General features: G+C 36.5%; 10 protein-coding genes. 3 read left to right on the top strand and 7 right to left on the bottom strand.

The window, feature by feature from the left end:
• Nucleotides 1–32: 32 nt before the first annotated feature.
• Nucleotides 33–860 carry an endonuclease/exonuclease/phosphatase family protein gene (locus RAH34_RS20005; RefSeq protein WP_306597286.1) on the top strand — a complete coding sequence of 276 codons (828 nt, stop codon included), beginning with the start codon at nt 33–35 and terminating at the stop codon, nt 858–860.
• A gap of 4 nt (nt 861–864) precedes the next feature.
• Here the strand turns inward: RAH34_RS20005 and RAH34_RS20000 are convergent, their stop codons facing one another.
• Together RAH34_RS20000 and RAH34_RS19995 are read right to left on the bottom strand one after the other, a co-directional pair.
• Entirely contained in the window at nt 865–1,551 is a 687-nt protein-coding gene (locus tag RAH34_RS20000; protein WP_306597285.1) for a response regulator transcription factor, read from the bottom strand.
• The gene (locus tag RAH34_RS19995) at nt 1,541–2,863 is read right to left on the bottom strand and encodes a sensor histidine kinase KdpD (RefSeq protein ID WP_306597284.1); all 1,323 of its coding nucleotides are present in this window, start codon (nt 2,861–2,863) and stop codon (nt 1,541–1,543) included. Before RAH34_RS19995 ends, RAH34_RS20000 begins: the two co-directional genes overlap by 11 nt.
• A 248-nt stretch (nt 2,864–3,111) precedes the next feature.
• Between RAH34_RS19995 and RAH34_RS19990 the strand changes: the two genes are divergently transcribed.
• Both RAH34_RS19990 and RAH34_RS19985 read left to right on the top strand, forming a co-directional pair.
• A complete protein-coding gene (locus tag RAH34_RS19990) occupies nt 3,112–5,481 on the top strand; it encodes an outer membrane beta-barrel family protein (RefSeq protein WP_306597283.1) in 2,370 nt (789 codons plus the stop codon).
• Between the two features lie 106 nt (nt 5,482–5,587).
• A complete protein-coding gene (locus tag RAH34_RS19985) occupies nt 5,588–7,453 on the top strand; it encodes a M1 family metallopeptidase (RefSeq protein WP_306597282.1) in 1,866 nt (621 codons plus the stop codon).
• A gap of 190 nt (nt 7,454–7,643) precedes the next feature.
• Here the strand turns inward: RAH34_RS19985 and RAH34_RS19980 are convergent, their stop codons facing one another.
• From RAH34_RS19980 to RAH34_RS19960, 5 genes are all read right to left on the bottom strand, one after another.
• Nucleotides 7,644–9,053: a phosphatase PAP2 family protein gene (locus RAH34_RS19980; protein WP_306597281.1), complete on the bottom strand. Its 1,410-nt coding sequence runs from the start codon at nt 9,051–9,053 to the stop codon at nt 7,644–7,646.
• Nucleotides 9,054–9,161: 108 nt separating this feature from the next.
• On the bottom strand, nt 9,162–10,175 hold the full coding sequence (locus RAH34_RS19975) for a zinc metalloprotease (protein ID WP_306597280.1): 1,014 nt from the start codon (nt 10,173–10,175) through the stop codon (nt 9,162–9,164).
• A 393-nt stretch (nt 10,176–10,568) separates the two neighbouring features.
• Nucleotides 10,569–11,573 (bottom strand): zinc metalloprotease, encoded by a 1,005-nt coding sequence (locus tag RAH34_RS19970; RefSeq protein ID WP_306597279.1) that lies wholly within the window; start codon nt 11,571–11,573, stop codon nt 10,569–10,571.
• Nucleotides 11,574–11,822: 249 nt separating this feature from the next.
• Nucleotides 11,823–12,464, bottom strand: coding sequence for a response regulator transcription factor (locus RAH34_RS19965; protein WP_114821999.1), 642 nt, complete (start codon nt 12,462–12,464; stop codon nt 11,823–11,825).
• Entirely contained in the window at nt 12,461–13,117 is a 657-nt protein-coding gene (locus RAH34_RS19960) for a sensor histidine kinase (RefSeq protein WP_228412040.1), read from the bottom strand. The genes RAH34_RS19965 and RAH34_RS19960 overlap by 4 nt, the downstream gene beginning before the upstream one ends.
• Nucleotides 13,118–13,136: the final 19 nt, after the last annotated feature.

Raw genomic sequence — 13,136 nt, 5'->3', positions numbered from 1 at the left:
TTTATTTTTGTCTCTTAATGATAAAATAACATATGAATTTCAGATTTTCAATGGTGTTTCTGATGTTTTTTGCATTAGGATTCTCACAAGACCTTACCGTAATGAGTTTTAATATCAGACTGAATGTAGAGTCGGATAAAGATAATGCCTGGCCAAAAAGAAAACAGGACGTTGCCGATTTATTGACGTACTATCATCCTGATTATTTCGGAGTACAGGAAGCACTTCCGGAGCAGATGAAAGATATTAAAGCAGGTGTGAAAAACTATGACTATATCGGAGTAGGAAGAGATGACGGTAAAGAAAAAGGAGAGTTTTCTGCCATCTTTTATGATACAACCAAACTGGAAATTGTAAAATCCGGGACGTTCTGGTTATCTGAAACTCCGGAAAAACCTTCAAAAGGCTGGGATGCGGCACTGAACAGGATCTGTACTTACGCCATATTTAAAGATAAAAAATCGAAGAAAGAATTTCTGGCTATGAATCTTCATTTTGATCACATTGGAAATGTAGCAAGAGTAAAATCTTCCGAATTGATCCTGAAAAAAATCAAAGAACTGAATCCAAAGAATCTTCCGGTGACACTGAGTGGTGATTTTAACCTGACAGATGATTCAGAACCGATTAAAATTCTTTCCCAGAATATGAAAGATACTTTCTATCACTCAGAAACGAAACATTATGGCCCGGTAGGAACATTTACTGCTTTTGATGTCAATACAGTCCCGAAAGACAGAATCGATTATATTTTTACACGAGGTTTTAAGATCAGATCTCACCGACACATCAATGACAGAAGAGAAAACCTCTTGTATCCGTCAGACCATTTTCCGGTGATTGTGAATCTATCCCTATAAAAAATCAATTGGTTGGAAAATCAATTTCAAATCCAATTCCTCTCAGGGATTGGATTTTTATTTGGGGATCACTGTTGAAATATTTACGAAGCCTGCTGATAAAAACATCCAGACTTCTTCCTGTAAAATAATCATTGGTTTCCCAGAGGTTATCCAGAATATTATCCCTTGTAATGATGGATCGGTTATGCTTCAGAAGATATAATAAAAGTTCCTGTTCCCGTATGGTCAGCCGATTATTTCCGTTAGGATGTGACAACAGAAGTTTGGTGGTGTCCAGTGAAAATTCTCCTATTTTTATCTGGCTTTCCGTAACGGCGGGAAGTGTTCTCTTCAGAATATTTTTAATTCGTAAAACAAGTTCTTCAGGATCACAGGGTTTTGCAATATAATCGTCGGCACCTATTTTCAATCCGGTCAACCGGTCAATTTTTTGATTTTTAGCTGTCAAAAATAACAATGGGAAATTACTTCTTTCCTTAATGATCATTTTCGCCAGTGAGAAGCCATCGATATTGGGCATCATCACATCCAGAATTCCGATCTGAAAGGGAAAATCAGCCTGAACCAATGATACGATATCTTCCGGATTCTGAAACCAGCTGACTTCAAAATCTTCCAATTCAAGATACTGCTTAAGAATCATTCCGAAATCCGGATCATCTTCTGCCAGAAGGATTTTAGTTTTCATAAGGAATTGATATTTTAAAAGTGCTGCCGGTATGAAGCTGACTGGAAACTTCTATTTTTCCACCATAGTTGGTAATGATTTTTTTTACGAAATAAAGTCCCAGCCCAAGACCTTTGCTATTGTGAATATTGTTATTCTGTATTCTGTAGAATTTTTCAAAAATATTATTCAGTTCTTTTGTTTCCATGCCCTGACCATTGTCGGAAACTTCAAATTCTAATTGTTGAGAACGGTTACGGACATCTATTGTAATAACCGATGCTCCATATTTTACACTGTTTTCACAAAGATTTTTAATGACCGTTTCCATTAGATTTTTATCAAAAGGAAGCTCTTGTGAAATTGTATTTTCAAGCTTAAAATCTGTAGTTGGATAAGTAATGGAAAGATCCTGAATAAAAAAGTTCCAGTCCTCAGGTTGTATGGTGGTCATTTTATCAGGAATTTCATCTTTATGAAGTTGAAACATCAGGCTTTCAAGACGTGAAATCTGTCTGTCAATCAAAGGAAGTGTTTCAGGATTCCACTCTTTTTTTAATGCTTTCGAAGCTATTTTTAAAGTAGCGATAGGTGTTTTAAACTCATGCGAAATGTTATCCACAATGTTGTGGAGAACTTCCACCTGCTTCTGCTGCTGAATAAGATTTCTGATCGTGAAAATATAAAGCAGAAGAACTCCTGAAAGAAGAATAATGCAGCAGATAATCAATAAGGTAAGCTCTTTGAAAACAATACTTTTTATATTTCTGATCTCAAAATCTGTCTGGGTTTTAACAAGAAAGGTATTCTTTTTTTCAATATGTCCTTTTTCCGTATCATTTCTTTTGGTGGTTGAGGTTTCCCAGCTTCCGTTACTGGCAATGCGTGGATTTTTTAGCTTATCCTGCGTTTCAAAAATAACAATAGGTTCGGTAATTACTTTTGAGCTGTCCGGAAGATGTACAATGGAAAGATACCGTATTCTTGCGGAGATTTCGTAACCGTCTTTTTGGTAGCGGCTGTCGATATAATGAATCAGTCTTTCTCTGGCAGATTTCCTGTTTTCTATGAAATAACGGAGAAAATCTTTTTTGTTGATCTCCTTATTATGATACTGTATAATGATTTCCTGAAGAGAATCATCATTTCTTTCTTTAGCCTCCTGAATGTCTTCAAGATTGTCCGTGTAATTGGTAAGCCCATCATTCACAGATCTGTAGATATCCCTCTCTTTTACCTGGTAGGTTTTATACATAAAATAAACCTGGATTCCCAGTAAAAGCAGGAATAGAGCGGCAAAAACCGGGATGAGAATTTTACTCTTGGCTATCATTAAAACAAAGATAAAACTTTAGTCATTTTCCGGAAATGATTATTTTATTATTAACCTTCCATTAACCATAGTGTTGAAACTTCAAAAATAAAGCTTCATCCATCCGTTTGGATCTGGATGTTTTGATACCAAAAAAGACATTAACCCATCATTAACCTTCTGTTAACCGTGTTTTTTCCAACCAATACAGAATTTTGTCCCCATAGAACAGAACAGTAGTTTTTGTTGGAGAGGATAAAAAAATAACCATGTATAAAATTCTTTTTCTTTTGTGTTTTCCCATTTTGATTCTTGCCCAGAAACAAAAAGCCGGAGGAACAGTGATGAATACCGAAAACGAAAAGCTTTCCTCTCTAAAGGTGAAAGTGTATAATGCTCAGAATACATTAATCAAAGAATTAAAAACAGATGACAATGGGAAATTTGTACTGGAAGATATTTCAGAGGAAAATATAAAACTGGTCATTAAAAATCAGGGATATTCTTTATTTGAGAAAAAAGTGGATTTAAAAGAGTCTGAACCACTCAATATCATTCTTAAAAAAGAATCTCAGGAAATAGAAGGGGTGGTAATGACGAAACGTAAACCTTTAGTGAAAAGAAAGGTAGACCGTCTGGAATTTAATGTGGAAAACAGTAATATTTCCTCACTCAATGCCTGGGAAATTCTAAAAAATACACCCAGTGTTACCATCAACAACAGTGTACTGAGTGTAAAGGGAAGTACCGGAATTCTGGTGACGATTAATGATAAAAAAGTAATGCTGACAGGGGATGAGCTTAAAAATCTTCTGGAAAATACACAGGGAGATGAAGTGAAATCTGTGGAAGTGATTACCAATCCGCCTGCCAAATATGAAGCTTCAGGAAGCGCAGTATTGAATATTGTTCTGAAAAAGAATAAAATTGAAGGCTACCGCGGTATTCTTTCATCCAAATACGTGCAGACGCAATATGCAAAAGGCGTTTTTGGTCTCTCTCAATATTATAAAAAAGATAAACTTTCCTTAATGGGAAGCTATTATAAAGGGCTGGGAACGTACTACCGGGAAGGAACAGACTATGTAAACTATCCGGAAAGCCAAACCCGATGGGTAAGTACGATGAACAGGAAGGATAAAAACAATAACCAGAATACCCTGAATTTTAATGCGGAATATGAACTGGACAGCCTGACCAATCTAAGCCTCAACTACTCAGGGTATTTTTCTCCAAAATCCTTCGGAACTTATCATGTTCCTACATTGATCTATAACCAGCAGGATACTGTAGAATCTGATTATACGACGATCAATGATCACCGTTCCCGTTCCATCAATAACTCGGTAAGTTTTCAGATAGATCGTAAGCTGAATAAGAAAAGCAGTCTTTCATGGATCAATTATTTTACCGGAAATAATGTGGATAAATACCAGAATGTAATTACATACCTGAACTTTGCCGGACAGCCACCGAAAGAAGATAATTTCCTTACACAGAATAAAGCCGATGTTCAGCTGTATTCCACTCAATTTGATTATCACTGGAAAGGGGATAAGCTGGAACTAGAATCCGGTACGAAATATAGTTTTGTAAAGACAAGCAGCCAGCTTGATTTCTCCGATAATGAGAACGGAGTATTACAATACCGGCCGGAAAAAAGCAGTGTTTTTGATTATAAAGAACACAATTTTGCCTTATATTCTTCATTAGCCTACAATATCGGGAAATGGAGCTACAAAGGTGGACTTCGAGCAGAAATGACCAATCTTGAAGGGGTGGTTTCAGAACCTTATGAATTGAATAAAAGTAACTATTGGAAATTCTTTCCCACTTTTTATGCACAATATACCACAGAAAACAAACAGGAATTTGGGTTCTCCTATGGGAAAAGAATCAGTAGACCTTCTTATTCATGGCTGAATCCTGCAAAATCTTATTATAATCTTTTTTCCTATTATCAGGGAGACCCAAAATTAAAAGCCACCATTACCCATAACCTCAATCTTACTTATTCCTGGAAAGACTGGAATCTGGATGTATACTACAGAAAAGAAATATATCCGTCCATGGAAATCTCTTATCAGGAGCCAAGTACCAACAGTTTGATTTATTATTTTACCAATATTGAGAAAGGAGAAGCTTTCGGAATCAGCTTATACAAAAATTTCCAGGTGAAATCCTGGTGGAATATTATCCTTTCTGAAAATCTTGAGCACAACGAGAATTATTTCATAGGAATTGATGGAATGTTGTATAAAAATAAAGTCTGGAACTGGGTTTCAAACATCTCAACAAGCTTTACGCTGGATAAAAACAGCGACTGGAAAATGGAAATGGGACACCGCTACTATTCTCCCGGCATACAGGGAACCTTCAGAATATCTTCTCTATGGTCAGCCTATTTTGTAATGAATAGACAATTCTTTAGTAAAAAACTGGAAGCAAGCCTTATTTTTAGCGATATTTTCAGATCCACAGAGCAGAAGGTCAGCACAAAATATGCAAATCAGGATAATTATTTTCTTGATTATTCCGATACTCAGGGAGTGACATTTTCATTGAAATTCAACTTTGGAAATCAATCGGTTAAAAATGCTAAAACCATTAAGAAGACCGCCGAACAGGATCGGTTGTAGAATATTTTAATATAAAAGTTGATTACAGTGAAATATTATCTTGAAAGAATAGCTGTCTGATGGTACATTTTCGCTATTTTTGATGCCTATCTTTAAAAAGATCGCTATGAAGAAAATTTTTTCCGGAATGCTGATCGCAGTTTCTTTACTGCAATTGTCAGCTCAGGAATTGTATATGCCGAGGAATATCAAAAAAGCGTACGAGAGAGGAACACGTGATATCTCCGGAGCGCCAGGAAAAAACTACTGGCAGAATAAAGGAGTGTATAATGTAGAGGTGAAAGTAGATGCTGCTACAAAAATAGTTTCAGGAAAAGAAACTATTGTTTATACCAACAACAGTCCGGATAATCTGAATGAGCTGGCTATACGATTTGTGAATAACCTTCACAAGCCACAGTCGCCAAGGTCGGGATTTGTATCCAAAGATTTTCTTTCATCCGGATTGAAAATTAAGTCTTTTACTGTAAACAATATAAAATATGAGATCAACAGTGATGACTGGAGTACTGTTGAAAAAGTAAAATTAAAATCAGCACTCAAATCTAAGTCAAAAGCTGAGGTTAAAATAGAGTGGGAATATCCATTGTCGGTTCAGAGTGGAAGAGAAGGACAGATTGATCCTGAAACCTTCTATGTGGCCTACTCTTTTCCAAGAATTTCTGTGTACGATGATTACAATGGATGGGATATGCTTCAGCATTCGGACAGACAGGAATTTTACAATGATTTCAATGATTACAGTTTTGCTATTACCGTACCAAAAAATTATGTAGTTTGGGCAACCGGAGATTTTCTGAATCCGGAAGCCGTGCTTCAGCCTCAATATTTAAAAAGATATAAAGCCTCCCTGAAAAGCGATAAGCTGATGCATATTGCCACAGAACAGGAAATGAAGTCCGGAAAAGTAACAAAACAGAACAAGTGGAATGTCTGGAAATTTAAAGCAAATCATATTACAGATTTTTGTTTTGCGATGAGTAACCATTATGTGTGGGATGCTGCCAGTGTTCAGTTAAAAACAAAAAGAGCCAGTGTTCAGGCAGGATATAAAAACGGAGCAAAAGATTTTGAACATTATGTAGACTGGATGCGCTATAACCTGGATTGGTTTTCAAAAAACTGGCCGGGAGTAGAATACCCTTACAATGTAATGACGGCTATTCAGGGATATGCAGATATGGAATATCCTATGATGATTAATGATACCAGTATTCCTGATGATCTTAATGATGCCAGGTTGACGGCAGATCATGAGATTGCCCATACTTATTTCCCTTTCTATATGGGTATCAATGAAACAAGATATGCATTTATGGATGAAGGCTGGGCGACCACGCTGGAATATCTTATAGGAATTGATGAAAACGGTGAGGCGGCAGCTAAAGAATTTTATAAAAACTTCCGTGTTAAAAAATGGATCAATGATCCTTCTGCAGAGCAGGATCAACCGGTGATCACGATGAGTACACAGGTGAGCGGTGCCGGATACGGAAACAACTCTTATGTAAAATCTTCATTGTCTTATCTGGCTTTGAAAGATTATCTGGGAGATGAACTCTTCAAAAAAGCATTGCACCATTATATGGACAACTGGAATGGGAAACATCCGGTTCCATGGGATTATTTTAATTCTATGAATACAGGATCAGGAAAAAATCTGAACTGGTTTTTCCACAATTGGTTTTATACCAATAATTATATTGACTTAAAAGTAACAGGAGCATCCCAGATGAATGATATGCTTACTATCAACGTAGCGAATGTAGGAGGTTTTGCCATTCCGTTTGATGCAATATTGTCTTATGATGACGGTACTACGGAAAAGCTGCATTTTTCACCTTCAGTGTGGGAAAAAGATCAAAAACTGACTGATCTTGTAATTCCTATTAAGAAAAAAGTAAAATCTGTACAGCTGGACGGAGATATCTTTATGGATTATACTCCGGATGACAACCGTAAAAACCTATAAAAGTAAAAGAGGCTGTTCCAAAAGTCAAATAATTGGCTTTTGTCATTGACTACGTCGAATCTTCGATTTCTGACGAAGGAAGAATCTTATTAATAGTCAATTGAGATTCTTCACTACATTTATGAACTTCGTTCGCAGACTTTCAGTCTGTGTTCAGAATGACACTTTTGAGACAGCCTCTTTTGTATTTTTAAAAGTAGGCAGTTAATCTTAAGCCTAATGTAATATAACTGATTTTTTCCTTAGCAATCAGGTTGTTCAGTTCCTGATCCAGTTCTTCACTTTCTTTGATCTCATCGCTGAAGGAATATTGAATTGTAGAATTGATCTTATTATAATCTGTATAGAAAGTAAGGCCTAATCCCGGATTGAACTTATAGGTCATGGAAGCTCCTGTATTCCAGCGGAAAGCCGGTTTGGGTTTGTATCTGGCGATCTGAAGTTCATTGTTGGGAGCATCAATATCGTTTCCTTTTAAAAATACTTTTCCACTTGCTGTTGCAGCATATCCTCCGGTTACCTTTACAGTAAGCTGCCATTTATCTGATAATTCATGAGAAAAATAAGGTCCAATACCTGCAGAAAGGAATCCCATGGATTGTGTTTTGATTTCGTGATTGCCAAAATCCTGTTCGTCATCAAATGTTATTCTTTGGGATTTAATCGGGAAGCTGCTGAAAGACACATCTGCACCCACACCCCATTTTTTTGAAAAGAAGTAAGCTCCTTCCAATCCTCCCTCAAAACCAATTTGTTTTTTATCATCCAGTTCAGATTCCCTCAGGAAGTTAGTGGTACCCAACGCAGTTCCCATTTTTAAAGAGAGAAAAGATGGATAATCGTTACCCTGTATCCTGGATAAAATACTTAAATTATCACCCTTGTTATTATAAATTTTGTCAATAAAGAAATATCCCAGTTCCGTTGATATAATTCCGATACCTGCACCAGCCAGAATATCCGGAACCCAGTGTCTGTTGTTTAAATTTCGCCCAAGCCCTGTAAGAGTGGCTGAACCATATCCTGCAATACTGTAGGCAGGATTTACCAAACCATATTCTTTATGTAGAAAACTGGCATTGGTAAAAGCCATTGCCGCATGTCCTGAGGGAAAAGAGTTATTTTTGGATCCATCCGGACGTTCCACTTTTGCAGTATATTTAATGGAATTGACTAAAATCGCCATGATGGCTAAACTGGTACCATAAGATAAAGTTGCCCGTCCCAAATTATTACGGCCCTTTACGCCTGCCAGTTTTAATCCGTAAACAGCTGCAGCAGGAGCATATTGAAGATAATCATCGTATTTTACTTTGAAGTTGGGGAGATATCGGTTTCTTACTTCACGTATATTTTCTTTTTCTCCCCATGTTGCAGCAGCTGCAGTAAAAAGAAGAGCCGGAGCTACCGATTTTTTTACCCATTCTTTTTTGAAAAAAGGAGTTTTCTGCTGAATAGAGTTTCCTGAACTGATCATTGCCAGGTCTTCTTTGAGATTTCTGGAGGGTATCGTATCCTGTGTTTTAATTTGGATCGTATCCTGAGCTTTAATACAGTATAAATGCAATAGTATTCCTGATGCTAATGCTATTTTTTTCATCTTAGTGGTGTTGAAATTTAAATCGCGTAAAAATATTAAAAAAATCTATCCCAAAAATTGAGATAGACTATTTTAATATTTTTATAATATTTGAACTGAGGTTATTGGTTATCTTAACCCCGCTCTTGGTCCGGAAGCAGCTACCACAGCCTGCATTCTTGTTTTCTGGTTGGCAGAAAACATCACCATAGATTTGTCATCTACATAATCCATATAGTTCATGAACATCTGAGAACGGCTTACACCACCACAAACTCTGTTTAGAGGGTAGGTAGGGTTTCCGTAGTTAGGGCCGGGAGATGTAGGAGTATCATTGGAGTAATCTGTCTGGCATCCAGCATCGGATGATCCCCAAAGGTGTGGAAGATTCAGGTAATGTCCTACTTCATGCGTTACAGTTCTTCCTAAATTGAACGGGGCAGAAGCACCTGTTTTACCTATATACTGATAGCCTATTACAAGACCATCATACCATTGTCCTGCATTTTCAGGGTAATATGCGTAGCCTAGAGTTCCAGGTTGGTTGTTTTCGTCAAGAATTGAATTAACTACCCAGATATTCATATTTTTATTGACATCAGTAGCATCAATACCTCCGGTACTGGCTTTTTTCATTTGTTCCAGATCAGATCTCCAGCCTGTTTTTGTGCTCTGCTTACGGTTGGTAGCGACTAGTTTGAAACGGATCTTTACATCACCCGCTGCGACTGGCTGGAATGCAGCAGGGATTTTGTTGATATCAGAGTTGGTAGCACCATAATCGGCATTAAGGACTGCAATTTGTTCTGCGATTCTTGCATCGGAAACATTTTGAGCGGAAGTGTTGTAAATGACGTTAAAAACAACCGGGATTTCAACAGTTCCATCGGCAAGAACTTTTCCCACTTTAAGATTTTCTGCAAACTTTTCAGTACTGAATTCAATATCAGCCATTTTTTGTTTGAGTGCAGGGTTTTTCAGAAGCATTGCCTGTCTGATTTCTTCTGACGGACAACCTCTTTTAAGAGCGCTCGGAACAGTGTTATCCTGATCCGGAGAAGTCTCGTTTTGGTTGGTTAAGCTGTCGTTGTTGCATGCCGACATAAGGCCCAGAATCAGGGCTCCAAATAGGAATTTTTTCATATCGTTATAATATAATTTGGTTGAGGGCGTGAAATTATATCATTTAAAATTAATATGCAAATTATTTCTGTAAATATTTAATGAATACTTAATTTTTAGTCAATTTAATTGAATTAAAATCAATTAATTTTAAAATGTATTGAATTTTAGTTAAATTATATTATTTATTTTATATTTCACATTCAAGTGTATTTTAATGATAAATAATTTTTATCATTTTATGTTTTTTGTAGAATATTTTTTATAATAAATCTCAGTAATATTGTTTTTAAAACGAATTCAGAAACCTTTGATTTCAATATTTTCATTTGTGTGCTGAAAATGAGAGCAGATACAAAAAAAAGTCTGTCTCAAACTTGAGACAGACTTTACATATGTAAAAATATTTTAATTTTAATACACTCTCAATCCGGATCTTGCGCCAGAAGAAGCTACTACAGACTGCATTCTTGTTTTTTGTCCTGCAGAGAACATAAACATAGCCGCATCATCTACATAATCCATATAGTTCATAAACATTACAGATCTTTGTACGCCACTGCACGTATTATAGAGTGGGTAAGAAGGTTTCCCATAATTAGCAGTAGTTTGTGTAGGGGTATCACTTACCTGGTCATTTCCACAATTGGCATCTCCCCAGATATGTCTTAAGTTCAGATAGTGACCTACCTCATGTGTTGCAGTTCTTCCCAGGTTGAAAGGAGAAGAAGCTCCTGTCTTTCCAAAATATGGAGCGGCAATTACAACACCATCATTCCATAAACCTGCAGATTCAGGGAAAGTCGCGTATCCAAGAATAGTACGGCCCTGGCTGGTCATTTTGCCTACTACCCATAAGTTTAAATAATTGGTAGGATTAGTAGCATCAATTCCTCCTTTGGAGGCTTTTTTCATATCATCATTAGTTGCCCAGCTTGTTTTTGAAGTGGATTTTCTAACGGTATTTACCAATCTGAATTTTACTTTTGTATCACCTGAACTTACGGTTTGGAATTCAGTCGGGATTTTATTGGCATCACTGTTGGTGCCTGAATAATCTGCATTCAATACCGCAATCTGCTCTGCAATTCTTGCATCAGAAACGTTTTCAGCTGTAGTTTTGTAAATGACGTTTACGATAACAGGGATTTCTACAGTGCCATCGGCTAGAACTTTTCCGAATTTCACATCATTGGCGAATTTTTCTGTATTGCTTTCTAAAGCCGCGAATCTTTGTTGAAGTTCAGGGCTTTTTTTCAATGCTTCCTGTCTGATTTCCTCAGAAGCACAGCCTCTTTGAGCTAAGCCAGCAGAAATTGCAGCTTCGTCAGTTGTGTTTTCATTTTGATTGGTAATGCTGTCATTGTTACATGCAGCCATTACTGTGAGCATAAAAGCTCCAAATAATAGTTTTTTCATATCAAAATCATTTAGGTTGAGGATGTGAAATTATATTATTTAAAATTAATATGCAAATGATTTTCGTATTTGTTTACGATTGTGTTAAATATTTCCGAATGTTGTTGGTTTTAATTTAATGATTTTAGAAATGCGTTGAATTTTAATTAATTTTAATTAATCTGCTAATGTGATCTTAGTTTTTAATTATTTTCTGTGAATACTTTTCGTTTAAATTTTAATTTTAAAGAATTTTTTCATGGTGAAAATCTAATTTGCGAAACCATTTTTAATGGCAAAAACTGCAAGTCCTACACGCGTTTTAAGATCCAGTTTTTCACATAGCTGGTCACGATAGCTTTCTACTGTTCTGGGGCTGCAGCACATTCTGTCTGCAATTTCCTTATAGCTGAGTTCCGTTACCGTGTATTTCAGAAATTCTTTTTCTCTGTCGGAAATTCTTATGGCAATTTCAGTTTCTGTCTCTTTATTCAGGTTGGAAAATATGATTTTGGAAGCCCAATCCGGATAAAAAAAGCCGTCCGTATTGAGGCGTGTAAGTGCTGTTTCCAGATCTCTAGGGTGGGTGTTTTTCAGAAGATAACCTTTGGCTCCGCTCCTGATCATTTTAATAACACTGTTGTCATCTCCCTGCATACTGAGGGCCATGATTTTAATATCGGGATGGTTTTTGGTAAGCCAGGCTGCGGTTTCAAAACCATCCATAATCGGCATACTGATATCTAAAAGAATAATATCAGGAATGGGATGGCCTTCTTCAAATTTCTGGATGAGATCTTTCCCGTTTTCACTTACATAGATTACTTCAAACTCGCTGAAGTTACCGATAATTCCTTCAAGAGCTTTTGCTATAAGTATATGGTCGTCAACAATGACAATCGTTTTTTTCATGACTGTTTTTTTAAGATAATATTGATTTGTGTTCCCATATTTTCCTTACTTTCCATACGAAAATTCGCTCCTATAATTTGAGCCCTGTTTTTCATATTCGTGAGCCCTATTCCGTTGGATTTGATCTGTGAAGTATCAAACCCGATTCCATCATCACGGATATCAAGCTCCCAAAGAGTGTCTTCTGAAGTGTTCAGACTTATAAAAATATTTTTACAATGGGAATGTTTTATACTGTTCTGAATAAACTCCTGAGTAATTCTCAGAAGAACATTTTTATGAACAAAGCCTAAATCAAGTTGTTTAAAATTGTGTTCAAAACTTACATGACATTTTTTGAAGGAATTGGTATTATCCACTTCTTCCTGTATCAAAGTTACAATTTCCTTCTGGTTGATATTGTCATCTGTCAATGTTTTGGACAAGCTTCTAAGATCCTGCAGGGACTGGTTGATAATCTGTGAAACCTGATCAATTCTTTCATTTGCTTCCGGTACCTTATTCTCATAAAGCATCTGCTGTACATAAAGACTTACGAGGGTAAGTTTCTGACCAATATTGTCGTGCAGCTCCCGGCCGATCTGCTGCATGGTAGCCTGCTGGATTTCCAGCTGGGTAGACAGAAGTTCTCTTTGATGAAGTTCGGTTTTCATCTCAATCTCATTTAAATAT

It is taken from the genome of Chryseobacterium sp. WLY505 (assembly GCF_030846215.1).
Taxonomy (GTDB): domain Bacteria; phylum Bacteroidota; class Bacteroidia; order Flavobacteriales; family Weeksellaceae; genus Chryseobacterium.
Note: the sequence above shows the minus strand (reverse complement) of the source record. Positions and strands in the feature narration are given on the sequence as shown.